At 53.1% G+C, this 26,111-nt stretch carries 25 protein-coding genes; 21 read left to right on the plus strand and 4 right to left on the minus strand.

All coding sequences use genetic code 11. The features are described from left to right. Positions 1 to 9: 9 nt before the first annotated feature. Entirely contained in the window at positions 10 to 567 is a 558-nt protein-coding gene (locus ACI5FR_RS08240) for a TetR/AcrR family transcriptional regulator (protein WP_405452855.1), read from the minus strand. A 187-nt stretch (positions 568 to 754) separates the two neighbouring features. Here ACI5FR_RS08240 and ACI5FR_RS08245 point away from each other — a divergent pair, with 187 nt between their 5' ends. The 14 genes from ACI5FR_RS08245 (at position 755) to ACI5FR_RS08310 (ending at position 13,840) form a co-directional block, all read left to right on the plus strand. After that, the gene (locus ACI5FR_RS08245; RefSeq protein WP_405452857.1) at positions 755 to 1,801 is read left to right on the plus strand and encodes an NAD(P)-dependent alcohol dehydrogenase; all 1,047 of its coding nucleotides are present in this window, start codon (positions 755 to 757) and stop codon (positions 1,799 to 1,801) included. Positions 1,802 to 1,849: 48 nt separating this feature from the next. Further along, a complete protein-coding gene (locus tag ACI5FR_RS08250) occupies positions 1,850 to 2,245 on the plus strand; it encodes a (R)-mandelonitrile lyase (RefSeq protein ID WP_405452860.1) in 396 nt (131 codons plus the stop codon). Positions 2,246 to 2,273: 28 nt separating this feature from the next. Continuing rightward, positions 2,274 to 3,443: an MFS transporter gene (locus tag ACI5FR_RS08255; protein WP_405452863.1), complete on the plus strand. Its 1,170-nt coding sequence runs from the start codon at positions 2,274 to 2,276 to the stop codon at positions 3,441 to 3,443. Positions 3,444 to 3,499: 56 nt separating this feature from the next. Further along, positions 3,500 to 5,275: a Rieske (2Fe-2S) protein gene (locus ACI5FR_RS08260; RefSeq protein WP_405452865.1), complete on the plus strand. Its 1,776-nt coding sequence runs from the start codon at positions 3,500 to 3,502 to the stop codon at positions 5,273 to 5,275. A gap of 147 nt (positions 5,276 to 5,422) precedes the next feature. After that, positions 5,423 to 5,599, plus strand: a complete 177-nt coding sequence (locus ACI5FR_RS08265; RefSeq protein ID WP_405452867.1) for a hypothetical protein — start codon at positions 5,423 to 5,425, stop codon at positions 5,597 to 5,599. A gap of 306 nt (positions 5,600 to 5,905) precedes the next feature. After that, the gene (locus tag ACI5FR_RS08270; RefSeq protein WP_405452870.1) at positions 5,906 to 6,394 is read left to right on the plus strand and encodes an SRPBCC domain-containing protein; all 489 of its coding nucleotides are present in this window, start codon (positions 5,906 to 5,908) and stop codon (positions 6,392 to 6,394) included. A gap of 546 nt (positions 6,395 to 6,940) precedes the next feature. Next, positions 6,941 to 7,984: a Cfr family 23S rRNA (adenine(2503)-C(8))-methyltransferase gene (locus ACI5FR_RS08275; RefSeq protein WP_405452873.1), complete on the plus strand. Its 1,044-nt coding sequence runs from the start codon at positions 6,941 to 6,943 to the stop codon at positions 7,982 to 7,984. After that, positions 7,981 to 8,121 carry a hypothetical protein gene (locus ACI5FR_RS08280; RefSeq protein ID WP_405452875.1) on the plus strand — a complete coding sequence of 47 codons (141 nt, stop codon included), beginning with the start codon at positions 7,981 to 7,983 and terminating at the stop codon, positions 8,119 to 8,121. Before ACI5FR_RS08275 ends, ACI5FR_RS08280 begins: the two co-directional genes overlap by 4 nt. A 401-nt stretch (positions 8,122 to 8,522) precedes the next feature. Next, positions 8,523 to 10,445, plus strand: a complete 1,923-nt coding sequence (locus tag ACI5FR_RS08285) for an endonuclease MutS2 (RefSeq protein ID WP_405452878.1) — start codon at positions 8,523 to 8,525, stop codon at positions 10,443 to 10,445. A gap of 224 nt (positions 10,446 to 10,669) precedes the next feature. Continuing rightward, entirely contained in the window at positions 10,670 to 10,837 is a 168-nt protein-coding gene (locus tag ACI5FR_RS08290) for a hypothetical protein (protein ID WP_405452881.1), read from the plus strand. Between the two features lie 228 nt (positions 10,838 to 11,065). Continuing rightward, positions 11,066 to 11,428: a DUF2512 family protein gene (locus ACI5FR_RS08295; protein WP_405452883.1), complete on the plus strand. Its 363-nt coding sequence runs from the start codon at positions 11,066 to 11,068 to the stop codon at positions 11,426 to 11,428. Positions 11,429 to 11,441: 13 nt separating this feature from the next. After that, on the plus strand, positions 11,442 to 13,406 hold the full coding sequence (locus tag ACI5FR_RS08300) for an aconitate hydratase (RefSeq protein ID WP_405452886.1): 1,965 nt from the start codon (positions 11,442 to 11,444) through the stop codon (positions 13,404 to 13,406). A 13-nt stretch (positions 13,407 to 13,419) separates the two neighbouring features. Further along, on the plus strand, positions 13,420 to 13,596 hold the full coding sequence (locus tag ACI5FR_RS08305; RefSeq protein WP_405452888.1) for a hypothetical protein: 177 nt from the start codon (positions 13,420 to 13,422) through the stop codon (positions 13,594 to 13,596). A gap of 34 nt (positions 13,597 to 13,630) precedes the next feature. Further along, on the plus strand, positions 13,631 to 13,840 hold the full coding sequence (locus ACI5FR_RS08310; RefSeq protein ID WP_405452891.1) for a YozQ family protein: 210 nt from the start codon (positions 13,631 to 13,633) through the stop codon (positions 13,838 to 13,840). Between the two features lie 31 nt (positions 13,841 to 13,871). On the opposite strand, the gene ACI5FR_RS08315 is transcribed toward ACI5FR_RS08310, so the two are convergent. Further along, on the minus strand, positions 13,872 to 16,307 hold the full coding sequence (locus tag ACI5FR_RS08315) for a winged helix-turn-helix domain-containing protein (protein WP_405452892.1): 2,436 nt from the start codon (positions 16,305 to 16,307) through the stop codon (positions 13,872 to 13,874). A gap of 212 nt (positions 16,308 to 16,519) precedes the next feature. Here ACI5FR_RS08315 and ACI5FR_RS08320 point away from each other — a divergent pair, with 212 nt between their 5' ends. The 4 genes from ACI5FR_RS08320 to ACI5FR_RS08335 all read left to right on the plus strand — a co-directional run bounded on the left by ACI5FR_RS08320 (position 16,520) and on the right by ACI5FR_RS08335 (position 21,610). Further along, positions 16,520 to 16,888: an NHLP leader peptide family RiPP precursor gene (locus tag ACI5FR_RS08320; RefSeq protein ID WP_405452895.1), complete on the plus strand. Its 369-nt coding sequence runs from the start codon at positions 16,520 to 16,522 to the stop codon at positions 16,886 to 16,888. Between the two features lie 74 nt (positions 16,889 to 16,962). After that, a complete protein-coding gene (locus ACI5FR_RS08325) occupies positions 16,963 to 20,301 on the plus strand; it encodes a type 2 lanthipeptide synthetase LanM family protein (protein ID WP_405452898.1) in 3,339 nt (1,112 codons plus the stop codon). A 31-nt stretch (positions 20,302 to 20,332) separates the two neighbouring features. Beyond that, positions 20,333 to 20,677 (plus strand): NHLP leader peptide family RiPP precursor, encoded by a 345-nt coding sequence (locus tag ACI5FR_RS08330; RefSeq protein ID WP_405452901.1) that lies wholly within the window; start codon positions 20,333 to 20,335, stop codon positions 20,675 to 20,677. Between the two features lie 15 nt (positions 20,678 to 20,692). Continuing rightward, positions 20,693 to 21,610, plus strand: coding sequence for a GNAT family N-acetyltransferase (locus tag ACI5FR_RS08335; protein ID WP_405452904.1), 918 nt, complete (start codon positions 20,693 to 20,695; stop codon positions 21,608 to 21,610). 247 nt (positions 21,611 to 21,857) lie between these two features. On the opposite strand, the gene ACI5FR_RS08340 is transcribed toward ACI5FR_RS08335, so the two are convergent. Together ACI5FR_RS08340 and ACI5FR_RS08345 are read right to left on the minus strand one after the other, a co-directional pair. Then, complete coding sequence (locus ACI5FR_RS08340) at positions 21,858 to 22,226, minus strand: DoxX family protein (RefSeq protein ID WP_405452907.1); 369 nt, start codon at positions 22,224 to 22,226, stop codon at positions 21,858 to 21,860. Positions 22,227 to 22,297: 71 nt separating this feature from the next. Continuing rightward, positions 22,298 to 22,675, minus strand: coding sequence for a VOC family protein (locus tag ACI5FR_RS08345; protein ID WP_405452910.1), 378 nt, complete (start codon positions 22,673 to 22,675; stop codon positions 22,298 to 22,300). A 309-nt stretch (positions 22,676 to 22,984) separates the two neighbouring features. On the opposite strand from ACI5FR_RS08345, the gene ACI5FR_RS08350 reads away from it, so the two are divergent. The 3 genes from ACI5FR_RS08350 to ACI5FR_RS08360 all read left to right on the plus strand — a co-directional run bounded on the left by ACI5FR_RS08350 (position 22,985) and on the right by ACI5FR_RS08360 (position 26,106). Beyond that, a complete protein-coding gene (locus tag ACI5FR_RS08350; RefSeq protein WP_405452912.1) occupies positions 22,985 to 23,872 on the plus strand; it encodes a sigma-70 family RNA polymerase sigma factor in 888 nt (295 codons plus the stop codon). Between the two features lie 453 nt (positions 23,873 to 24,325). Beyond that, complete coding sequence (locus tag ACI5FR_RS08355) at positions 24,326 to 25,105, plus strand: RNA polymerase sigma factor (protein WP_405452915.1); 780 nt, start codon at positions 24,326 to 24,328, stop codon at positions 25,103 to 25,105. A gap of 68 nt (positions 25,106 to 25,173) precedes the next feature. Next, complete coding sequence (locus ACI5FR_RS08360) at positions 25,174 to 26,106, plus strand: hypothetical protein (protein ID WP_405452918.1); 933 nt, start codon at positions 25,174 to 25,176, stop codon at positions 26,104 to 26,106. The last annotated feature ends 5 nt before the right edge of the window (positions 26,107 to 26,111 follow it).

The following is a 26,111-nucleotide window of genomic DNA, read 5'->3' on the forward strand; positions in this document are numbered from 1 at the left end:
TTTTATGGCTCACAGACTTCGCTCTAACAATGCCCCGACTTGCTTGGCCATAACTTGAGGTGGATAGGGCATTCCATTCCTTAACCACCATTCAATTACACCTACATAAGCTGTTCCAGCATACAGCAACATTATCTCTTCACTTAACTCCGTATTCCGGTCGCTCTCTCTGTCAATCTCCCCTTTGAATCCTTCCATAAAAGAAGCAAGAAGCCGAGTTCGGAAAGATGATGGGGCCCCTTTAGCCTCTTTACTGGCTAACATGGTTGAAAAAAATAAATAATTCTCCTCAAAATACTCAAAATAGGGTACAAGAGCAGCACTCCAATCCATCTCACATGCCCACTTATCCATCTCCCCTAATTCATTTAAGTGAGTTTCAATGAGTTTATCCAATATATCATATTTGTCCTGGTAATGAAGGTAGATGGTGCCTCGGTTAATGTTTGCCCGGTCGGCAATATCCTGAATGGTAATGCAATCGAAGTTTTTTTCAGCCATTAGCTCGATGACAGCTTTTTTCAGTGCTTCTTGCGTTTTTAGAATTCTGCGATCCACCTTGGTCATTGTGGCTAACCACCCATCCTTCAAAGATAATTAACATTTCTTAATGCTGTGTTGATATATCAACATTTCGCAGGTTTTTAACCATTGAATGTGATCTTTTTAATTATATAATAATAGACATGAGTTGATTAAACAATCTAATTTGTTTATTCGCCACAATATCAATCATTTATTGAGGAGGATTTATATGATTCCTGCTAATGCACGTGCTGTATTCAATCCAGAAGGTCCGTTCCAATTGACCTCGATCGAACGTAGGGACCTCCAGCCATATGATGTCCTCATTGAGATTAAATACGCCGGTATTTGCCATTCTGACATCCATACCGCTTGCGGCGAGTGGGGACCGGTCCAATATCCTATCGTTCCAGGGCATGAGATCGCCGGAATCGTTACCCAGGTCGGTTCGGATGTGACCAAGTATGCCGTTGGTGACCGAGTAGGAGTAGGCTGCATGGTTGACTCGTGCGGGGAGTGCGTGAACTGCCATAAGGGAGAAGAGCAGTATTGTCTTAATGGAATGACCGGCACCTATGGGGCTGTCGACCGGTATGGGCAGTATACGCATGGCGGCTATTCTACCCACATTGTCGTAACGGAAGACTTCGTGGTTAAAATTCCTGACGGTTTGGAGCTTGACGTCGCCGCTCCGCTCTTGTGTGCCGGGATCACAACGTATTCGCCGCTGCGTCATTGGGGAGCCGCTCCTGGCAAGAAGATCGCTGTAGTGGGGCTCGGCGGACTTGGACATATGGCTGTGAAGCTCGCTCACGCCATGGGGGCAGAGGTTACGGTTTTATCGCAAACTTTGAAGAAGAAAGAGGACGGATTGCAGCTTGGGGCGGATTTTTATTATGCCACGAGCGATCCAGAGACGTTCAAGAAACTGGCTGGTTCGTTCGACCTCATCGTGAACACGGTGAGCGCGAAGATAGAAATTAATGCCTACCTTTCGCTATTGGCGGTGGATGGTACTTTGGTCAATGTAGGTGCCCCATCGGAGCCGTTGCCGGTTCACGTTTTCTCACTGATCCCTCAGCGTCGCTCGTTTGCCGGATCGTCCATCGGTGGAATTCGCGAAACGCAGGAGATGCTGGACTTTTGCGCCGAACACAACATTACTCCTGAGATCGAAGTTATTACCGCGAACCAGATCGATGAAGCCTGGGAGCGCGTGCTGGCATCGGATGTCCGGTATCGTTTTGTGATCGATATTAGCACGATGAATGAATAAAAACTGATTATACAGAGACCCACAAAAACTCAATGGAGGTATATAAAAATGGAAATCAAAAAAAACGGTTCGCAACCTTCCGGCAAGGGACCTTCTGAATATTTCACCGGAACGGTTCGAATTGATCCTCTGATCGAGGCCCCTGACCCTGCACGTGTAGCTGGAGCGAGCGTGACGTTCGAGCCTGGTGCAAGGACGGCCTGGCATACCCACCCGCTGGGTCAAACACTGATTGTAACTGCGGGGAGCGGGCGGGTTCAACGCTGGGGAGGTCCAGTTGAGGAGATTCGTCCCGGTGACGTAGTCTGGTTCCCGCCAGGTGAGAAACATTGGCATGGGGCTTCTCCATCCACCGCGATGACTCACATTGCCATTCAAGAACGTCTTGATGGTAAGGCGGTCGATTGGATGGAAAAAGTCAGTGACGATCAATACCAATCCTGATCGGAAAACAACGCGAGGATGATCTATATTGAGAGCTGAACCATATAAATTACTGATAGCTATTTTGACACTAGGCGTCTTTGGAATATTAAATACCGAAATGGGCGTTATCGGGATACTGCCGTTAATTGCGGATCATTTTCATGTCAGCATATCCAGCGCAGGTTTGATCGTCAGCCTCTTTGCACTTGCTGTTGCCATATCCGGTCCAACGATGCCTTTATTGTTTTCGGGTGTAAACCGTAAAACGACCATGGTACTCGTACTCGGTATTTTTATTTTGGGGAATATGATCTCCACGGTAACGTCAAACTTTACCGTATTATTAATTGCTCGTGTGGTCCCAGCCCTGTTCCACCCGGTTTATGTGTCATTGGCGTTTACAGTTGCTGCTTCGTATGTCGGCAAGGAGGAAGCCCCCAAAGCGGTTTCAAAAATATTTGTCGGCGTATCCGCAGGGATGGTGCTCGGTGTGCCTGTCACTAGTTTAATTGCGAGTGCAACCTCCTTGAGCATGGCCATGTTATTCTTTGCTGTTGTGAATGCTGTCGTTTTTATGGCAACCATTCTCTTTGTACCGTCAATGCCGGTCACTGAGAAACTATCCTTCGCTACACAAGTAAGCATATTAAAAAAATCGGTTACTTGGATATCCATAGTCGCCGTCATTTTCATGAACGGAGCCGTATTCGGCGTGTACAGTTACCTGGCCGAGTATCTGGAAACCATTACGATGATGTCTTGGAACACGATTAGTTTCCTGTTATTCATTTACGGTGCGGCCAATATTATAGGAAACATTCTTGCAGGGAAGCTCCTTACACAAAATGCCTTTAAATCCGTAGCGACTTTCCCTTTTGCGTTAGGAGGGGTTTACGTCATCTTGTTTTTCGTGGGACATCTTGGCATTCCAATGCTCTTCATTATTATACTCTGGGGAATAGTGGCAGGCGTTGGAGCGAATATCAACCAATACTGGATTACGTCCGCAGCTCCGGAGGCACCTGAGCTTGCTAATGGACTATTTCTAACATCCGCAAACTTGGGAACGACAATTGGCGCCACCGTATGCGGATTATTTATTTCAGGATTTGGCATTCAATATGTCGTGTTTGGAGGATTTCTATTTATGATCATGAGCATTGTAGCTATATTTCTAAGGAACCCCGCGAATAAAACCGCAAATCAGTTTTCATAAAGGTATAATCATATTATGGATGGAGTGCAGGTTGAGAAATAAAGGAGGTTGTATCCATGAATGCGAGGTTAAACTGGATTTCAGCGGGAAGTTTGGAAGCGCTTAAACAAGAGGGTGCCAAAGTTGTACGAGGCGGAATCGCGGTTTTTTATCATGAAGACCAAGTATATGCGGTGGACAACCGCTGCCCGCATCTCGGCTTTCCGCTCCATATGGGTAGCTTGTGCGGCGGGATTTTGACGTGCCATTGGCATCATGCCCGCTTTGACGTCTGCAGCGGAGGTACGCTTGATCCGTGGGCGGACGATGTTCCGTCGTATGAAGTGCGGGTGGACGGCGGTGAAGTGTGGGTAAATCCGGTGTCCAGAAGAGCCGAAGGGGCGGAAAAATATAAGCTGAGACTGAAAGAAGGACTCGAGCAAAATATCGGCATCGTCATTGCGAAAGCAGTCGTTGGACTGATCGAAGCAGGAGTTACGGAGCAGGAGATCGCCCGTATTGGCATCGAATTCGGCACAACATATGGTGCGGGCTGGAACGCGGGACTTACGATTCTTACTGCAATGGCGAAAATCGTCGACAAGCTGGACAAGAACGGCAAAATTCTCGCTTTGTACCAAGGCCTTGTCCATGTCGCTCGAGGCAGCTCGGGCAGAGGAACCCGCCACTTGCTGTCCCCGCTGCCATCGGCGAACGTGCCTTTTGAACGGTTGACCGAGTGGTATCGCAACTGCATCGAGGTGCGGGATACGCAGGGCGCTGAGAAAGTGCTGATCACTGCCATTTTGAAGGGCATCGACACGAAGAGGCTGTCGGAAATGATGCTAGTCGCCGCAACCGATCACTTTTACTTGGACGGCGGTCATGTGTTCGATTTCCACAACAAAGCTTATGAGGCGCTGGAGTGGGCGGATGTGTCGCAAAAGGAGCGGATTTTAACTGCGCTCGTGCCGATGATGGCTCGTCCGACACGGAGCGAGGAGTTGCACCAGTGGCAGGCACCGCTGAACCTCGTAGAGCCGATCAAGCAAGCGGTCGACGAGCTGGAGAACAATGCGGCGCAGGCAAAGCTCGCGGGCAGGTCTACTGATGCGCGGCAGCAGACCGCTCTGTCGGCTGATGAGGAAGAAAAAGTGCTGCAGCAGCTTCTGAGCGATACGCCGGTGCGGACGATCGCTTTGCTCCGCGACCTGCTCATCTCGGGAACGGCTCCGGCGCAACTCGCGCAGCTCGTCGCTTTGGCCGCCGCGGAACGGATCGTTCGTTTCCATACACAAAACGATTTCGGCGATTGGATTGCAGTGCTCCACACGTTCACGTATGCTCACGCCGTGCATGAAAGGCTGCTGCAATCGGATGAGACGCTGCTGCAGCGTGCGATTTTTCATGGAGCTGTCAGCGTGTATCTTGACCGCTTCTTAAACGTGCCTTCAGCCGCGCGTCCGAAGCCGTCCGGGACCGCCGCGCCGACCGACCATCAGGAGTTGCTCGATTTGCTTGATCTCCGCCAGCAGGTCGGACCGGCCGCGCAATGGGTGACGGACTACCTTTTGGGCGGTGGTGAGCCCGGAGCGCTGCTTAACACGCTTGGCCATGCACTATTGCGAGAGGATGCGGAATTCCATTCTTTCCAGATGTATGAAGCCGCTGTGGCCGAATACGACCGCTGGCAAGCGTCGACAGGCGCTTTTGCGGAGAAGGCCAAGGAAACGATGCTGCTCGCCTGCACCCGATATTTAGCGGCACACGCGCCAACCGCGCGTGAGCTCCCGCATACCGCTAAAATTGCCTGGAGGCTGCATAAAGGCGAACGGTTGTTTGAAGAAGAATAAATCTACAAGCCTGCAAAACACCCTGTAATGAGCCCCGGGTCACGGTAAATCTCGCCTCGACTGTGTGATCTATGCCAAACGACGTCTCATAATTCCGGTTAAATTAGGCATAGTAAAAGATGGGGAATCCCACAGGAGGTGAGAGACATGACGACAAGTCGCAAGCATCAAGGTGCGCACGGGATCGGACAAATTGAGGAGCAGTTAAATCAGCAAGCAGAGGCGGCGGACGCCATTCAAGGCGGTAATGATACCGACCACGAAATCGAGCAGGCGGTGAACCGTAATCCGAAAACATCGCTGGACGAGATTATTGATAATTGACAGACGTCTATATAATTGGTTAGTGAAAACATCGTCATTTTGAGGCGATGTTTTTTGTTGGTGCCTCTTTACATCCTACTAAACTTCATTACCGGTGGACTGCTCTAATTTTCAAAATATTCCTTGACCGGAATATTCCTTGCGTGGTATATTCAATTCAACAATTCATTTACCATTAATTATGAAGGAGTGTTGATCCATGAAGTGGTTTACTCGTATGCTGCAACTCACCATTCGTCCAAATGTATTCGCTCATTCCGCAAGGTAATATCAAAACAAGAATCCGTTAATCAGGAGGAAAAAATCATGAGTCAATTCGGAGCAAAAGCAACTTCACGGGTAGAAGATCTGTCACTCGTTGTTGAACGAGTCTTTCAGGCGCCGCGGGAACTGGTATGGGATGCATGGACGAACCCGGAGCATGTGTCGCGTTGGTGGGGGGCCAGCGGCCCGCTTGCCGTCTGCGAGATTGATCTTCGAGTGGGAGGCGACTATCGCTACGTTCAGCGCGGGGAAGACGGCACCGAATACCCATTCATTGGGAAGTACCGGGAGATCGTTAAACCCGAGCGGCTGGTTTATACGCAAATTTTTGACGTTGTTCCGTATAATGTACACGAATCGGTAACGTACGACAGATTTGAAATGGTCGAAGGCGGCAAAACAAAACTGGTTAGCCGAACCGAATTTGCAACAGCCGAAGCGTTGGAAGGTTCGATAGCCGCGGGAATGGAAACCGGCGCGATCGCATCCATGGAGCGGTTCGCCGACTATCTGGGGAGTCTTGACGGATAGACTTGCCGAAATGGTTATGATAAAATACGGGTGACACTTAACGTTAGGAGATGAAGAGGATAATGTAATAGGTCTTGCCTTTGAATAAAAGAATAAAGCGGATATGTTTTATTCTTTATAGGCAAGAAAGTTACCTTATTCTTTTCACTCAAAAGATATATCCTTTTCATACTCTGCACGGGTTTGAATTTGCCGTATTTTTTTGAGCTACAAGTAAGGTAACTTACTTGTAGCTCTTTTTTTATTGATAAAGGAAGTTAAAGTTCGGCAGGTCGCACCAAAGAATATAGAAATTGAATAACCAGTTAGTTCGAGGAGGATGAGTAAGATGTTGTTTGAGGTTGTAGATGATTGGGTGAACCGGTTCCCGTCAAACGAAGCGGTTCACCAAAAAACGGATCGATTGCCGGAGGTTTACCTATCTATCGACAGATGCACGTAGCGACCTGTCTGCGACGCATCGTGCATTTGCATAGTTGGCTAATGACGTATTAGGCGCCGGTTGGCGGTTGCTTATTTCGTTTTCTCCGGCAGTAAGGAGAAGACATGAAACCAATCTCAAAATATGAAATGATTCGGCGAATAGTGTCCGAATTCAATCAGCCTGCGTACCGGTATAAGCAAATTACGGACGCGATATTCAAGCAAAACGTTAGCGAATACGAGCGGATGACTATGTTGCCCTCTTTTTTGCGGGACGAGTTGATTCGAACACTCGGTCCGTACGTCTGCAGCATCGTTCCGGTAAAGGAACTCAAGTCCAGACAGGTCAGTAAGGTGCTGTTTGCGATTACGGGCAACGAACAAGTAGAGGCCGTGCGCCTTTCGTATGAGCGGGGATGGAAATCGTACTGTATTTCCACACAATGTGGCTGCGGGTTCGGGTGCAAATTTTGCGCTACCGGCACCATCGGCCTGAAGCGAAACTTGACCGCCGACGAAATTACCGACCAATTGCTCTACTTTCTCTTACACGGCCACAGTTTGGACAGCGTTGCTTTCATGGGAATGGGGGAGGCGTTAGCCAACCCGTATCTTTTTGATGCGCTTACGATCTTGACCGACCCCAGTCTCTTTGGGTTAGGACATCGACGAATTACGATATCCACCATCGGTTTGTTGCCGGGGATTGAAAAGTTAACTCGGGAGTTTCCGCAAGTTAATCTAACCTTCTCGATGCATTCGCCTTTCGACGATCAGCGAAGTGAGCTGATGCCGATCAACGATCGGTTCCCAGTCCGTGACGTGTTGAATACATTGGATCTCCATATCCGGCATACAGGGAGAAAGGTCTATATCGCGTATATTCTTCTTCGAGGAGTCAACGATTCGATCGCACATGCGGAAGCGGTCGCCGACTTGTTGCGGGGAAGGGGACCCGGAGAACATCTCTTCCACGTTAACCTGATTCCCTATAACTCGACCGAAGTTACGCCGGAAAGCTACCAACAATCGAACCGGGATCAGGTGACCATGTTTGTTCGAATATTAAAGACAAAAGGAATCCATGTCACTGTGCGAACGCAATTCGGGACAGACATCGATGCCGCCTGCGGTCAACTATACGGACAAGGGAGTGAACCTACATGAAATATACGAACGCGACCGATATTCTCCCAAAAGAACTGGTTGAAAAGTTGCAACAGTTCGTGCAAGGAGAATATCTCTACATTCCAGCAAGCAGGGATGAATCCACAGTAGTACCACTGAAAAAGATTTTAAAATGAGAAACTAATAAAGCTGGAACCAGTTATAGCGATTCTCTCCCTTGCAATTGTTGTCGCGGTGAGCTACATTGAGGATATCCTTATTGAGGAGAGATGTTTGTATGTTGGTGTCTGTTCTTAACTAACGAATTTCATATCGAAGTCAAGCTGGAGCGAAAAAACAACGTCATTCTCGACGTTTCTTTCTTATGCCTCCACGCCGGCTTCGGAAATTTAGTTAAGAACAGCGGATATCAAACAATGCCCATGATGCAGACCATCTGAGCGCCGATTCCGTGCTGATCCTACAGCACGTTTTTTTTCTTATCGGGACGCCCGGATCGGGCTGCTGCAACCAGGCAAAGAATGACGACTTCCGTCACTCTTTGCCTTTTTCTATTTTACAAAAGGAGAGATCCCTCATGAACGAACGAACATGGCACGCAATGGACTACAACAAAATCAAACAAAACGTGGAGACTTATGCCGTCACATATCTGGGTAAACAGCACGTCGAAAACATGCAGCCCTGGCTCCAGCTGAAGGCAGTCCGAACGGCGCTGGATGAAACCGAGGAGGCATGTGCCATCCTCCAAACCGGCGGCAGCGTGCCCCTCCCTTCCCTAAATGGAATCGAAACGGTAGGGTCGTTATTAGGGACGGGGTATGTATACGGCGAGCAGGAGTTGACCCATCTGCACCAGTTTCTTCACAGTTGCATGCAGCTCAAAAAGTATATGGCCGCCAAAACGGCGGTCGCCCCCCATATCAGCCGGTTTGCCGCCTCGATCGATGAGCTGCCGGCGTTGAAGGCCGAGCTGGAGCGGTGTTTGCACAACGGCCGGATCACAGACCAGGCCAGCAAGGAGCTCGGCAAAATCCGAAAGAAGCTGGCGATTGCGGAAGAACGGCTGAAACAAAAAATTAACGGCCTGCTCCTCAAGCACCACAGCCTTTTACAAGAGCATTTGGTCGGTATGCGGGGAGAGCGGTACGTGCTGCCTGTGAAAAAGGAATTCCGCAAACTGATCCAAGGCGCGGTGTTGGACGAATCCTCCAGCGGCCAAACGGTGTACATCGAACCGGCCGAAATCGCTCATCTGCAATACGAGCTCCAAGATTGCCGGGCGGAGGAACTCCGGGAGGAAGCGAAAGTGTTGAGCTGGTTAACCGGCTTGGTCGAGGAAGCAGAGCGAGAGCTTCGAATCAATATCGAAACGGTAGGGGAATACGACTTTCTGTTCGCCAGAGCCAAATATGCCCGCAGCATCGGGGGGCGAAACGTCGAGCTGAACGATCAAGGGGTGTTGGACATACATGGCGCGACGCATCCGCTGCTGGGTTCGGGAACTGTTCCATTAAACATCGCCATCGGCACCCCCTACAAGACGTTAGTTATCACGGGACCGAATACCGGCGGCAAAACGGTGGCGCTAAAAACGGTAGGTTTGCTTACGCTGATGGTGCAATCGGGCTTGCTCGCGCCCGTCCAATCCGGCAGCCGTTTTTCCGTTTTTACCAAAGTGGCGGCGGACATCGGGGACGGGCAAAGCATAGAGCAATCGCTCAGCACCTTCTCCGCCCATATCCAAAACTTGATCGACATCTTGAAGGTGGCCGATCCCTCCACGCTGGTGCTCATCGACGAAATGGCTTCCGGCACGGATCCCGGGGAAGGCGTGGGGTTGTCCATCGCCATTCTGGAAGAGCTCCATCGCCGGGGCGCGACCGTGGTCGCCACCACGCATTTTAACGAAATCAAGCATTTCGCAGCGACAACTCCCGGCTTTGAGAACGCCCGAATGGAATTCGACCCCGACACGCTTAAGCCGCTGTACCGGCTGCATATCGGAGATGCCGGCCATAGCTACGCGTTTGCCATCGCTCGGAATCTCGGCATGTCCCCGGACATCATCCGCCGATCCGAGGAGCTCACTAGAAGCCGCGGCGTGATGGACCATCCTCTGGAGGTGAAGCCCGCCCTTACATCTGAGCCTGGAGACACCCCTTCACTTCCAACCAGGAAGGAAAAAACGATGCAGGCGGCAGCATCAGTCAAGCGGTTCGAGATCGGAGACAGCGTGTATGTGTCTTCTCTGAAACGCACCGGGATCGTATTCCAAGAGCGGGACGCTCGCGGACAGGTCGGCGTTCTGATTCAAAAGCAGAGGTGCTGGATCAATCACAAACGGCTTTCCCTGCATATCGCCAGGGAGGAGCTGTATCCGGATGATTATGATTTCGACATCATTCTGGAGACCAAAGAAAACCGGAAGAAAAGGAAGCTGATGAGCCGAAAGCATGTGGAAGGGCTTATGATCGAGAAAAAGCCGGATGAACACTAACAAACAGGATATTGCCTTTGACTAGCATAGGTAACCAGTCCGTGAATAAGTGGCGACGCTAAATTACGTCTCCGTGCGGGCGATGAAAAGCAGAGCAGCACTGGTGCGATCCAGATTTGCCCTGCTTTTTGTTTTTCATGCCCCATGGGGAAAATTGGATTTGAATAACAGAAGACCCAATACAAATACTAACTTGGAATTCTGACAATGAAAGGAGACCCAGTATGACGGAAAAGCATAACGATTTTTTCGCGCCCGTAAACAGGAAGAACGAACAATACGATAACCGCAATATCGTGGAAGACCATACGGACCCGATCCAAAGCTCCGAAGAAGACGCCATAGCCGCGATTAAAGGCCATATCGAAAAACAAGACCAAGAAGGTCAATAAACCGGGGAGAAGGATACCAAGTGCAGATAGAGGTAGGGTGTTATGTCGCATAATTGTTATTATTGCGAAAAAGAGTCTGAGCAGGCACACAGTATAACCGTATATGGCAAAGACGGCGCCGAAGATCGTTTCGAGGTTCTATGCAGCGATTGCTATGAGGAATGGCTGTTATCGTTAAAAGGGTAACAGGCTTCGAACCCGCCAATATTCTAAGGGAGGCACACAATAATGGAAACGAACGCCATGTCCAAATTTTTAATTAAATGGGTAGTGAACGGGGCCGCCGCCATTCTGCTGCTCATGATGTTTACGAACATCTCCTTCTGGACCGCTTTTTTCGCCGCCACATGCTTGACGGTGATCGCTTATTTCGTTGGGGATCAATGGATCCTTAGGGCTACCAACAACACGATCGCTTCTATCGCGGACGGATTGGTCGCGTTTGTCTTCTTGTACGTTCTCGAGCGGATGTTCAGATGGGGCCTGTCGTTAACGGAAATCCTGACCATCGCCATCGTACTCGGAGTAGTCGAGGCGGTCCTGCATCGCTTTGTTTTCCAAGAAGCACGAGGGAGAGAAGCCAAATCATGAGGCGGGCCCCCACATGAGTTTAAATGTAACCCAAAAACTGATACAAGGGCATCTCCTGTCCGGAAAGATGAATCCAGGCGAGGAGATCGGTCTGAAGATCGATCAAACGCTGACGCAAGACGCCACAGGAACCATGGTCATGCTGGAGCTGGAAGCCATGAAGCTCGATCGCATCCGAACGGAAGTGTCCGCTCAGTATGTGGATCATAACATCATTCAGGAAGACAGTAAAAACGCCGATGACCATTTATTTTTACAAAGCGCGACAAGACGGTTCGGGCTATACTTCAGTCGCCCCGGGAACGGGGTCAGTCACCCCGTACATATGCAGCGATTGGCCAAGCCGGGGAAAACTTTAATTGGTTCCGACAGCCATACATGTGCGAACGGCTGCATGGGGATGCTGGCGATTGGCGCGGGAGGCATAGACGTGGCGATGGCGATCGCGGGAGAACCGTACTATATCAAAATGCCTCAAATTTGGGGAGTCCGTTTAACGGGTCAGCTGCCCGATTGGGTCAGCGCGAAAGATGTGATTCTGGAATTGCTGCGCCGGTATGATGTCAAAGGCGGAATCGGGAAAGTGATCGAGTACTACGGTCCCGGGTTAAATAGCTTGAGTGCGATGGATCGGCATGTTATCGCCAATATGGGAGCAGAGCTCGGCGCAACAGGGAGTGTGTTTCCTTCGGATGACGAAATCAAGCGGTTTTTAAGAAGCCAGCGAAGAGAGGAGGATTGGATCCCGCTCACTGCCGATGAAGGGGCGAACTACGATCTTCACGAAGAAATGGATCTTTCTTCCCTGGAGCCTCTCCTCGCCAAACCTTCCAGTCCAGGTAATGTAGTGCCTGTACGAGAAGTGGCCGGTCTTCCTATCTATCAAGCCTATATAGGCTCTTCAGCAAACCCAGGATTCCGGGATTTTGCAGTTGCTGCCCAAATCGTTAAAGGGAAAAAGGTCATGGAAGGCGTCTCATTGGACATTAACCCTTCTTCCCGGCAAGTCTTAACCGACCTTGTGAATGAAGGGCATATTACGAGTTTACTCCGTGCAGGGGCACGTTTACATCAGGCGGGCTGTAACGGATGCATCGGCATGGGTCAAGCTCCCGCAACGGGGCGCAATAGTTTGCGAACTACCCCGCGCAATTTCCCAGGTCGGTCGGGAACTAAAGAGGACAGCGTTTTCCTATGCAGTCCTGAGACTGCAGCTGCTTCAGCCTTGACCGGTAAGATTACGGACCCGAGGACTCTGGCAATGAGTCATCCCAAGATTCGGGAGCCGGAAGAGCCTACGCTTGATCTGGACTTGTTGGACGCTCCCTTACCTGTAGAGGAAGCAAGAAATGTCGAATTGGTAAAAGGGCCGAATATCGCTTCTATTCCGGAAATGGAAGCTCTTCCTGACGAGTTGCAGCTACCGGTCCTGCTCCAAATGAGGGATAATATCTCCACCGATGAAATCCTGGCCGGCGGCGCAAGGGTATTGCCTTATCGAAGCAACTTGCCTGAAATCAGCAAATTTACGTTCGAGATTATCGACCCTACTTACTACAAAAGGGCGATGGATATCCGAGCGGGTGGAGGTCATGCTCTCGTGGCCGGATTTAACTATGGCCAGGGCTCGAGTCGAGAGCACGCCGCACTTGCCCCTCGATATCTTGGATTACGAGTTGTGTTGGCCAAGGATTTTGCACGGATCCACTGGCAAAACCTCGTGAACTTTGGTGTGCTCCCGCTTACCTTTAACCAAGAATCTGACTTTGATCTTCTAAAGCCAGGCACAATCCTTCATTTTAAAAATATAAGACAGCAACTGCAGCAGGGAAGGGGGATCGCAGCATCTATTCCAGGTTCAAGCTCTGTGATCAAGTGTCATCACAATCTGTCGGATCGGCAAATTGACATCATGCTGCAGGGTGGATTGATTAATGTAGTCAGAGATAAAGCAAAACGGATGGCAATATTGACATAATTAGGAGGCATGCATGATCAACCGTAATCACATTTGTAAAGCTTGCGAAGGCAAAGGCCTATTGGCGGACGATGAGAATTGGCAGTACACATGCAGTGTATGCGGGGGAGACGGTATCGTAGCACCCGGGGAGAATACGGAGCCGAATGGGATTTTTGCCGTCGATGAAACCAACCGAACGTTAGAATAACGGGAGAAAACAACTTAGAGAGGGGGGATAAAGTTTGCATAAAGATGCTGAGTCAAATAAGTCCATCGAACAATCAGAGAGTAGGGAAGGGTTACTGAACGGTACGGAAATAACGCAGGAGCAAGTGTCAGATGTTTACGCGGCCGGAACGAGTGATGGTGTTCACCATACGGGCCATGCCTTCCCTTGCCGCCGATCTCCACGCGTCGCAAGTAATGTGCAAACACCCTACTACACTTTCTGATGACACAAACATCTACTTGCTGCGACGAGTACTATAGGCTGCTTTCGAAGTGTCTCATGACCGCTTTGCGGCCTTTCAGTCCAAGCTTGCCGTAGATGTTTTTACAATGGGTTTTGACCGTTTCCAGCCGGATCGCGAGTTTGTCCGCAATATCGATGTTTGATCGGCCTTCAATAAGCAACTGTAAGATCGCGTATTCCTTGTTCGTCAGTCTGGCGCGGACGAAACGGTCTTTGTCGGTGGACAGCCAGCGTTCATCATGAAGCTGTTGCAGCCTGCGACAAAAAGCGACGCTCTGCCCGGAGTGAGGCGTACTGAGCAGTCGCAGTTTTTTCGTCAATGCGACAACCAGCCGCGCAGTCTTGTCCCACTCCTCCAGATACAGCTGCACGTATCCTTGCTTGCTGCCCGTTTCCAGCGATTTTTCCAGCTTGTGTACAGCCGTGCTGTCGTCCCCGTCTTCCGCATGCAGCAGCGCCAGCAGCAAGTTGATTTCCGCCACGTAATAATGCAGATTCAGCGCCTCGGCATAATACGCCAGCCGTTCCCCGAACGCCAGTCCTTCGCGAACCATACCCAGACAAAAGCATGCGCGCAGCACGGCGATATATTCGTACCGCCAGGCGATATCGGGCAACACGCCTGTGTCTTGCCGCTGCTTGTTTAGCCACTCCCGAACTGCGTCGGTTTGGCCTGTTTTGATATGCAGCAGCGCCTGGCAGGCATCCAGCACAGCATCCGTATCTTCGCTGGCCCGAGCGGCGATCTGCAGCCGGATTTCCTCCAGCATGGCGCGTGCGACCTGCGTAGCTCCCGTAGCCAGGCGGAGCTGAACGAGCGTCAGAGCGGCGGGAATGACGATACCCGTATCGAGCAAGTCGAGTCCGATAAAGAGGCCGCGCTGCAAAGAGCGTTCGGCTTCTTCGAGTTGTCCGCGCAAGTAATAACATTCACCGAGGATCGTTTGGATGATGCCGTATCCCTGGTTGCTGCCAACCCAGAGCGGTTCGGCGTAGCCGTAAATCGCCAATGCCTGGTCGATCGCGCCCCAGAATCCGGCATTGCTTCTAAGCAACGAGCAACCGGCAGGTTCAATGGCGTTGAAATGTGTGTACAGCCGCCCCGGCCCCTGCAGGAGAGCGGCGGCTTCGTGCATCAGCGCGATCCCGCGCTCCGAGTCAAGGCGCAGCAACGCGATGCGCGAGCGGATTGTGGCGAAATAACCGCGCAAATTTTCGCCTGTCGGACTGAACGAGTAGAACTCGGCGGTCATGAGCCCATCAGCCAGGTCAATCACCTTCTCCGCCGCCGAGATGCGGTGATCGTTGATAAGCAGGAAGGCGTGCAGCAGGGCAAGCGACGGACGTCGCACCACTTCCTGGGAAGGGAATTGATCGAGCAACTCCAGCAAGCGGCTGTACGGCTGCGCCAACGTGATCTGAATATCGCCTAGAAGCAACCCGGCTGCGCGCTCCATGTCCGGCGTTCGCAGCGCATGCCACACAGCTTCAGCCAGCATGCCGCGCTCCTCGGCCCAACGGCTGACGAGCGCATGGATCCTCGCAGGTGCGCGTTCGTCCATTTCGTTCAGCCGGACCCGCAGCCAGGCGGCAAACAGCGGAACGTAACGAAAACGCCCACCCTCGCTACGGGTGAACAGCAAATTGGTCGCCAGCAGCCGTTCGAGCTTCTCGTGACAGTCCGGGTCTCCGGTGACCAGCCGTGCCAGAGCGGTATCGAAATAGTCGGGCACCGACGTGAACAGCATGACCGACAAAGTCTCCGGAGGTTGTTCCAGGAACACGTTGTCCAGCAGGATCCCGTACATCTCCACGGGCAAGGCTTCAAGCGCTGCCCGTTCGTGCAGCGGTTCGGCCCGGTTCTCCTTGAGCAATCCGGCATAATGCATGACAGCGAGCGGCCAGCCGTCGGTCAGCGCATACAGCCGTTTGGCCGGTCCGGCGGCCAGTTCGCGTCCGGTTTCGCGGCGAACGGCTTGCATCATTTCGCCGGGATTCATTCTCAGGTGATCGCAAGTCATCGTGAATGGACCGGGCTGACGGCTGCGCAGTCGGTGATAGAAGGGCAGCTTGACCCGGCTTGCGATATAGAAATGCACGCACTCGCTGGCATTTTCGATCAACTGCTCGAGCGCACGGAGGGAGCTGTCTTCGTGAATGGCCTCGTAACGGTCTATGAAAATATGTACATCGCGAGTCGAGGCTGCGATCGTCTCGGCGATTTGAGCGAGGAAACGGCCGTCCTTGTTGTTTTCCGGACCAAGCGACAGCCACAGGACGGTGCTTCCCTCGGAGAGCGTTTTCGCCCATGCCCGCAGCAGCATCGTTTTGCCGTAGCCGGTCGGTGCCGTGACCGCAATGAGCGGCCGCCCTGCTTCGCGTTTCAGCACATCAAGCAGCCGGGCAAGATGAGCGGCTGCCGGCGGTGGAAGGATGGAGTCAGTCACCGGATAACCTCCTGACGAATCGGTATGTTGCCATTTTCTGTTTTGTATTACCAACAGTATAGCCGAGAGTAAAGTAAAAGAGGTAGTGTTTTGTTCAAAAAGAGGGAGGTGAGGGAGGAAGATGATTTTCGAAAAGAGGGATGTGCGGTCACATAACGCCAAGCTATAATGAAATCGAGCTTGGAAAAATGGAAAGGATTGGAGGGAAAATGATGAGCGGATGGACGCATGAAAAAATGAATGAAGCGCTGAAGACGGTGTTTGCGAAGGCGGCGACGGACAAAGCGTTTCGCGCGCTGGTGCTGGAAAACCCGAATGAGGCGGTCAGGCAAGCGGCGGGCGTCGAGATCCCCCCGGGTATGACGGTGCGTTTTGTGGAAAACGACGGGGTGGACGCGACGCTTGTGCTGCCGGACTTTGTTGGAGACAGCGAACTATCGGACGAGCAGCTCGAAGCGGTAGCGGGCGGAAAGAGAAAGAAAAAGAACGACGATGACGACGACTCCGACAAAGGCGCCCCCAGCCCCGGCTACAGTCGGAGCAGTTCGGTAAGACAGTTTCATGGCGTTTGTGTCGACTAGGGACGAGGACAGCAGAGCTGGCGTCGAAAACCTTGTCGTATCCATAGCCGGTCAGATGCGGTAGGTGGCGACAAATGTATAAATACGGGAACGAGTGGCTGCGAGCAATTGTAGCGCGCTCGAGTGGGCTCGCGGAGCGGCTGACCGACCGGTTTGTGCCGAAGTTGGAGATAACGGACAACGCGGACCGTGCGGAAGTCTCGGCTGCGGTGGTCCGGTTGCGGCGGTGGAGCGAAGCGGTTGGCAAAGGTGACGCTGCGAAGTTCGCAGGCCGGCTGGCGCTGTCGGGCTGGACGGCAGACGATGCCGTGAGGGCGGTACATCCTGTACGACTCCGGGACGCCGCCGCCTTGCCGGAATGGGCGGATATGCTGCGTCTGTTTGCAGAGCAGCTGCAGCACCGAGGTGCCGTGCCAACTGTGGCATTGTCGGAGACCCTGCGGCAGCATCCGCTGCTCGAGCCGGGCAAGCCGCTTGCGTTCGAGCACGCGCTGTTGCCGTTTGCCGAAGCCGGTGCAAACTATGCGGCCGAGCAGGTCGGGGAGTTGTCGCATGTCCTCTCCGCACAGGCGTGGCGCGACGCGGTGCGAAGTTTGCTGCGTGAGCTGGTGGAAATCGCATGCAAGACACTGGATCTGGAATTCAAGCTGTTTCGCATTGGCAGTTTTCCGTTACCGGGCAGCACCGAGCAGTATGACCGGTTCGTTTGCCGGCTGCTCGAAGGCGACTGGTTCAGGCTGATGCAAGAATATAGTGTGCTCGCACGGTTGATGTCAACTGCCGTCCTCAGGTGGGCGGATTCTTTTCAGGAGTTTCTTCGGCGATATGAGGAGGATGAAGTTTGGCGCGACGGGCGGTTGAGAAGCGGCATTACCTCTTCCCGCGTGATCGAACGGCTTGCATTGGGCGAGTCCGATCGCCATAACGGCGGCCGAACCGTGATGATCGCCACACTGGAAGGCGGAGGCAAAATCGTCTATAAGCCGAAGCCGCTGCGGATCGATACCGCCTATGCCGCCCTATTGGCGTGGCTGCGGGAACATGGCGCGCCGGGCGAGCTGGCGGCGGCGTTTACGGTCGACCGCGGCGAATACGGTTGGCAATCGTTCGTCGCTAGCCGGCCTTGTGCGATCGAAGCCGATGCCGCGCGGTATTATCGCAGCGCCGGGGCGCTAGTGGCGATCAGCTGGCTGCTCGGCGGCTCCGATCTACACCGCGAGAATGTGATCGCGAGCGGCGTTGCGCCGATACCGGTCGACGTGGAAGCTTACGTGCAGCCCGATCCTGACTCGAATTGGCCGCCTGAGGAGGTTCCGAGCGATGCCGAGCGACAGACTCGCGAAGCGATTGCCCGCTCGGTGCTGCGCTCGTCACTGTTGCCGGAGTGGGTCAAACTGAAGTCGGATACCGGTGTGGACATCAGCGGCCTGTTTTCTTCGCTCGGGATGGACGCAGAGCAGCGTTCGGTGCGCCGTTTCAAGTTTGTCAATACCGATGCGATGAAAATCGGAGATGTAATCGACCCGGAATCGCGAGCAGACAACGATCCCCACACCGCCGGTTGCACGTTCGATGAAAGCCGGGATGTACCGGCGTTGCTCGGGGGATTCCGCGAGATGTACGATTTTTTGCTGGCGCAGCGCGAAGCGCTGTTGGCGGCTGAAGGGCCGCTAGCCGCATTCGGCGGTCAGGCGACTCGGTTTCTATTCCGTTCGACTTCCGTATACGGGCAGCTGCTGGAAAAAAGTTGGCATCCGGATGTCCTGAAGGACGGGGCTGACCGCGACATCCGGCTGGAAGCGATGTGCCGATATATGGCGTCCGACGAGGAGGAATACGATCGCTGGCCGATCGTAGAGCGTGAGCTGGAGGCGCTGCGAGTCATGGATGTGCCCTATTTTCGGCTGAACGCAGGAGATGTGCGGCTGTCAGACGAAAGCGGAGCGTACGGTCCTAATTTGTTCCGGCGAAGCGGCCGCGAGCGGCTGCACCAGCGAGTCCGGACGATGGGCACAGAGGACCGTCCCCTGCAGATTTCGCTTATTCGCGGCGCCCTATACACGAAGTTCGCCGGCGCCGGTCGCAGACAACACCCAGCATCGACAGCGGAACTTGCGGCTGACTGCGAATTGGTCGAGCCTGGCGGCGCCATAGGTGACGCGTTCGGAAGCCGGACGCAAGCTGCGGTGTTTGCGGCGACGAAGACGGAGAGCACCAGGCTGCTGCATGCGGCTGCCGCCATCGCGGACCGGCTCAGCCGCCGAGCGATTACGGCCGAGGATGGCACCCGGACATGGATTGTGCCCGGTCTCGGCAGCTTCATTCCCCGGCAGCGGCCGATGCCGTACCACCTGTACGGCGGCACTTGCGGCATTGCGCTGTTGCATGCGGCACTGTACCGATCGTCAGGCGACCGCCGCGCTCGGGAAGAAACGCTCGCGGCGCTGCGCCTGCTCCGACGACGCCTAGCGGAGCGCGATGCCGATGATGATCCGTTGGCGCGGATGACAATCGGGGGTTTCTCCGGACTCGGCTCGATCGTGTACACGTTGGTCCGCATCTCGCAGATGATCGGCGAGCCGTCATTGCTGCGGGAGGCGACCGCCGCTGCGGAGCTCGTGACGGACGTGAAGATCGCGGCCGATATTAGGTTGGATCTGATGGATGGCGCAGCCGGGGCGCTGCTCAGCCTGCTTGCGCTGCATCAGGCGACCGGCGAAGCGGAACATTTGCGCCTAGCGAAGCGATGCGGCGAACATTTGCTGACGAGCCGCACGAAGCTGCCGGCGGGACACGAGGTTTGGCAAGTGGACGGGAAAGCGCTGGCCGGTTTTTCGCATGGAGCGGCCGGCATCGCTTACGCGTTGCTTAAGCTGCATCAGGCGGCGCCAGACCCGCGCCTGGTGGAAGCGGCGGTCGAGGCGATCCGTTACGAGCGGGACCTCTTCGACCATGTACGAGGCGTATGGCCGGATCTGCGGGAAGGGGCGGAAGACGGGGCCGGACTCGTCGACGCATGGTGCAATGGTGCGGCCGGCATCGGACTGGCTCGCCTCGCCGGACTTGCGGCGCTAGACAACCCCGACATCCGCCGCGAAATCGACTTGGCGCTGGACATCGTCTACCCGCAGCGGCGCGATTACGACAAGGATTGCGTGTGCTGCGGCCAGATGGGCAGAGCGGAGCTGCTGCTTAGCGCATCGCTTAAGCTCGGTCGCGGCGACTTGGCCGGCGAAGCCCGGCGGCGAGCGCTCCGCTTCGCAGACAAGTACGGGAGACCGAGCAGTGAAGACGATTGTTCACTGACGCTGTACGAGGAGCCTTCTTTTTTTCAGGGAATAGCCGGAATCGGTTACGAGTTGCTGCGGTTCCGCTCACCGGAGCTGTTGCCGAACGTGCTGGTGCTAGAATAATTTTAAAAACAATCCTTTAGGAGGAACTACAATGAGTGAATGGAATCAGGAAAAGGTGCAAGAAGCGTTGAAGACGGTATTTGCAAAGGCGGCGACAGACAAATCGTTTCGCGAGCTGGCAATGAGCAATCCGGCTGAAGCGGTCAAGGCGGCGTCGGGCGTCGACCTTCCGGCGGGATTTACAGTTCGGTTTGTGGAAAACGGAGGGGCTGACGCGACATTCGTGTTGCCGGATTTTGTCGGAGACAGTGAGCTGTCTGACGAGCAGTTGGAAGCTGTCGCGGGCGGGAAGAAGAAAAATAAAAATAAAAACAGCGATCCGGAGGACGACAAACAAAAACCACTGACGATTCCCGTTGGCCTCTGCTTCGGTTAGGAAAGCGAACGGCCGATGGAAACGATAACTTTGCTGAACAGCCGCGAAGAACGGCAAGCTTATGCGATGCTGACTTTTCCTTCACTCCGTGACGAACTGCTAACCGAGTCGGAGCAGTGCAAGGTGGCGGCGGTCGGCGCGGAGCTTCTCGGCAAGCCGATCGGCCTCGCGTGGGCAAACTGGTGGCCGCAGCGGAAGCGAGGCGAGCTGCGCACGTTACACGTCACTTCCGCTTATCGCAGACGCGGTATCGGGGCCGCACTGCTAAGGGCGATCGAGCGGGGACTGGCTGAAGCGGGCTGCGACACGCTCGATTTCAAATACCGTGCAGGCACCGCCGGCGCGCCGGTGTGGCAACGGATGACCGCGCACTGGGATTTGCCGCGAATCGGCCTGCTGATCTTTACGATGTCGATCCCGCGGTTTCTAGCAGAGCCGTGGGTCGGCGCGTGGAGAACAAACAAGCGTCTGGAAGTCTTCAGTTGGGACACATTAAGCGAGGAAGAGAAGGCGAGGATCCGAGAAGGCGATAACGATTGGTATCCACATCATTTGTCGCCTTTTATCCGCGAGCGTTATCTGGTTCCCGGGTTAAGCGTAGGCCTGCGCGACGGCAACGAGACGATCGGCTGGATGACGATCGAAGAATACGACGACGGGACGGTCATAGGCGACCACATGTTCGCCAAGTCGCCGCACGACGGGCTTGGCCGCGGCATCAGGCTGATCGCAGAGGCGGCCAGACGCTGCTGCGAAGCCGGGTTTCAGAAGGGCCGTTTCGAGGTAAGCGTCGGCAACGTCCCCATGCTGCGGTTCGTCGAACGGAGAATGAAGCCTTGTATTGTGGACAGCTACGAAGTTGTTCTCAAAAGAGTTTGGCTGGGGAGGCCGCAGATGTTGCAGGGTACCGAGGCGGAACCGGCAAGGCGATGACACGGGAGGATTAGCGATCGGGAGATGAGCCAATGAGTGAGCGGATTGGCGTCGGTACTTCGATCGAAGGTTCCGATAAACGGCAGCGATGCCGTTTATTTTTTGTTCAATGCTTTCCCCTGGATGCCGTAGAAACCACCAAGCAAGAAGTGCGCGAAAAAAGGTCTTGCGTTGAATTAGAAAAGGAAAGACTGTCGAGACATCGACAGTCTGGAGCATCCTTTGTGGATGCTATATTGTACATTTCTCATATAAGAGGATGCACAAAACCTTCTATGTGCAGGAATATAAGAGCGGTGGCTATCAAGACAATCACGAAGGGCGGAACCGCTTTTCCAATCGGATGTTTGACCCTGAAATGTGTGAGGCACGCCACGAGCATCGTAATGCCAATCCAGATGCCAGCCCATGCGATTACCCCCGGATACCAGTAGCCGACAATGAGTCCCGCAGCTCCGGCTAATTGAACGAAGCCTGTAACAACACGAAACCATTGCGGCAGTTTAATACTATTGAACAATTCTACCTGAATCTTTTCCCCTTTAATCTTGCTCACGCTTTGATAAAGCATGAATAAAAGTAGTAGACTTTGAAGAACGAGAGAGATTATAAACATAGAACTCCCTTTCTATTTGTTCATCACAAGTATAATATTCGGATCCTTGATGTAAGACGCTCAGGGAACTGTTATTTTTCAAAAGAATAAACGAGGTTCCAATTTACTCCGAACTTATCAGTCAATACAGCAAGAAGTGCGCCAAAAAAGGTCTTATGCAGTTCAGAATCAACTTTTCCGTCAGTCTTAAATGCTTCGTATACCTTCCTGATCTCCTCTTCATTATCGAACTGCAGGTAGATTCGATGATTCCCGCCATGGGCAACCGGATAACCCGCGGTCGCAGAGTCCGCAAGTTGAACCAAAGAATTGTCTAACTGAAAATGAGCGAACGTGGCTTTGCCTTCATTTTTGTTGAGGATCTTTACTTCTCCGCCCAATACTTCTTGATAGAATTTTAATGCTTCATTACAATTGTCTACTATTACCAGCGGGGATACAGATTTCATTTTAACTCCTCCAATTTTGAATTTGATTTCAGGACCTAAAGACAGGCCCTGCATACTCAAGTGTCTGCCATGACAGGGCCATTCATTTACGTGTGCCTATAAATCCCTCCTTGTTAATAATTTCCGGGACACCGATGGGCACATCACCTAATGACCGATTTCCCTTGTTCACTAACTATGTCGTAAACGCGCGAGAAAACGTGACCGATTGATCGAAAAAAATTTTTTTCTAACATCTCTGTCACATTTACAGGATTTCTAACGACAACTAAGTAAATAAATAAGAAACGAAGGGAGTGATTGTGGCGCATGAACGATCACAACTGGCTTGTTGAACAATTCGAGGCGCATCGGAATCATTTGCAGGCAGTAGCTTACCGGATGCTCGGATCACTAAGCGAAGCAGATGACGCTGTACAAGAGTCATGGATCCGTCTTATCCGCTCAAATACGAGCGAAGTCGAGAATATGGGAGGATGGCTGACAACCATTGTCTCGAGGGTGTGTCTTGATATGCTTCGATCACGCAAGTCGATGCGTGAAGAACTTGTGATGGCTAGCGCATCTGAACCGGTTACTGGTCATCAGTACGGAAGCGATCCCGAGCACGAAGCGGTAATTGCTGATTCCGTCGGTCTTGCGATGCTCGTTGTCCTCGAGAAATTAAATCCCTCTGAACGCATTGCGTTTGTGCTTCACGATATATTCGCCGTGTCTTTCTCGGAGATCGCTCTCATTATTGGGTGTAACGAGGCCGCAGCAAGACAGCTTGCGAGCCGTGCACGTCGCCGAGTCCAGGGTGCCGAATCGACTTCGGAAACTGCGGAGATTCAGCGAAAAAGGGAACTTGTCGATGCATTCCTCGCCGCTTCGCGCAATGGAGACTTTGAAAAACTGCTCTCGTTATTGGACCCTAACGTCGTACTCCGAAACGACACGGCATTCGCGCCAGTAGCAAATGTGCCGGTTGTTCGCGGTTCGGAGGCCGTGGCCAAGCAGGCCAATCAATTCGCCGCTCGTGCCCGGGGCATGAAGTCGGTGCTCGTGAACGGATCGGCAGGCATCATCGCGGGTCATTTGGATCAACCGATATTCATTCTCGAATTCACGGTTGTGGATGGCAAGATCACCGAGATCGACATGATTGCCGATCAGGCACACCTTCGCGGGCTCGACATCCTCGCTTTCAACGATTGAAAGTACTTGCTTGAAATTCTCCGTATATCCAAGAGGAGAGGAAGACACGTATCTCGTATTAAAGGTATTTCGGTTTACGGGTTAAAAACATTCCGCTAACAGGAGATGATAGTTCGACGATAGTTCGACGATAGTTCAACCTCCATAGACGGCAGCCGACCACACAATCGGCTGCCGTAGTTCGTTGAAGTAGAGGGAGGATAGTTTAAGAACTGCGAGAATATGTAAAATGCTAAGGTATTAGCAAAGCTCGCTAAAATAGCACTAGGATAAATACAGGGAACATTCAATTGTTACCTCCGGAATGACTTTTTTGTATAGATTGCTCCAGATTGAGAGCTTCAAGTTGGATTATTGCATTCCGCTCACATAATTCTAAAAAATATCACCATCTTTCGGTTAGAAATCCCACCCCCCTGGCATCTAACTTACATGGACGAAGGAGGGGACCTGTTGCAAGTTGAAAAGCAGCCAAACTCCGAGCAGGAGCTCGTGGCCAGGGCAAGGGAAGGTGATCCGGATGCTTTCGGCGAGTTGGTGCGCCGGCATCGGGCGAAGGCGATCGGCGTGGCACAGACGCTGACCCGGGATACGCATTTGGCCGAGGATATTGTGCAGGAAGCGCTGGTGAAGGCCTTTCTCAAGCTGGGTTCGCTCGTGGACGAGAAGCGCTTCGCCCCGTGGTTATCACGGATCGTGCGCAACGAGGCTTATATGAAGCTTCGCCGTGGAGGTCCCAACGGCAAGGAACGGCCGTTCACGGCCTTGACGGGATTCTCCAATCGCAGAGTCCCGCCATCTAATAGCGAAGCTGCGGCAGTCCGCTCTGTTCAGCGGGAAACGGAACAGTGGGACATCGATGAGGTTTTGTTCCGTCTTGGGCAAAGGGCGCTCGAATCGGCACAGCAGGCGATCGACCCGACGCAAGCCTTGTTGCGCAAGGAGTTGATCGACGGTATCCGAAGCCTGCTGCATTGTCTGACGAGCCGTGAGCGAGACGTGTTCGAACGATTTTTCCTGGATCGGCTGCAGCCCCAGGACATAGCCTTGCTGCTCAATACCTCGGTGGCCAGCATCTACAACAGTATCTCCCGCGCCCGGACGAAGGTACAGCACGAAAGACTCCGCGTCCATGTCAGCATGTATATCGAGAAGCGAAGGGAACTCGGCAAGCCGAAGCGAAAGCTGCTGGCGCCCCCGAGCATTCGAATCGCATGGAAGGGTGATGATTAGTGGCAAGAAGTCCAAGAAACGATTTTACATGGAGCCGTAACACCGATACCGAGAGCATTTACAGCCTAATGCAGTACACAGACAAAAAGGATTTGTCCCGCACGGACATCATGGGCTTAACTGCGCATGCGTTCCGAATCATCGTCGATCGCGAGGAGGTCGAGGTCGGCAGTTATTCTTTTTTCGATTGGCAGCTGCGGCATGCGGAAGCCCTGCGGAATCTAGGCTTTACCGTACGGACGACGGGCAAGCAGAATCATGTCTCGCCGACGCCGGAGGAGCTCGAGACGGCACTGGAAATGATCCAGACGAGTCTGGACGCAGGTATTCCGGCATTAAGCTGGGATCTGTTCATTCCGGAATGGGGCGTCATCTACGGTTACGACGACGAGACCCGGATGCTGCAATGCCGCGATGTTCGCCGTGATGGGGAAATGCCCTATGAGAAACTGGGCCGCGGCGAAGTGACGGAGCTATATCTGCTGACGATCACAGACTCGAAACCCGTCGATCGTCAAACGATGCTAAGAGGCGCGTTGAAGCTTGCGCTCGAGCATGCGCATATACAGCAGTTCCCGGTGGAGGAGAGTGCTGGACACGCCAACGGACTGGCTGCGTTCGATGCCTGGATACACGCCTTGGAGCGTAGGACGGCCAATCCATTCGGCAATGCCGTCAATACGGGCAAAGTATGCGATGCACGAGAGTTTGCCGTACAGTTCCTGCAGGAGCTGGCGGACAATGGATCGGAGCCGGGCGATGAGCCGCTGCGTCGATTGGCTCGCCAAGCAGCTGAGCAGTATGCTATCGTCGCCGGCATCCTGTCGATAATGCGCGACATGTTTCCGTTCCCGCACGGCGGAGTTCCTGGGGACGAGGCGGTGGCGACCCGAGCGATTGAACTGCTGACGGAAGCGAAGAACGCGGAGACGGAAGGTGTCGAGCTGCTTGCACAGATGCTGGATCTGCTGGAACGGGAAGCGCAATCATCTGTTCGCTAGAATTA

It is taken from the genome of Paenibacillus sp. HJGM_3 (assembly GCF_045062745.1).
Lineage (GTDB): Bacteria > Bacillota > Bacilli > Paenibacillales > NBRC-103111 > Paenibacillus_AA.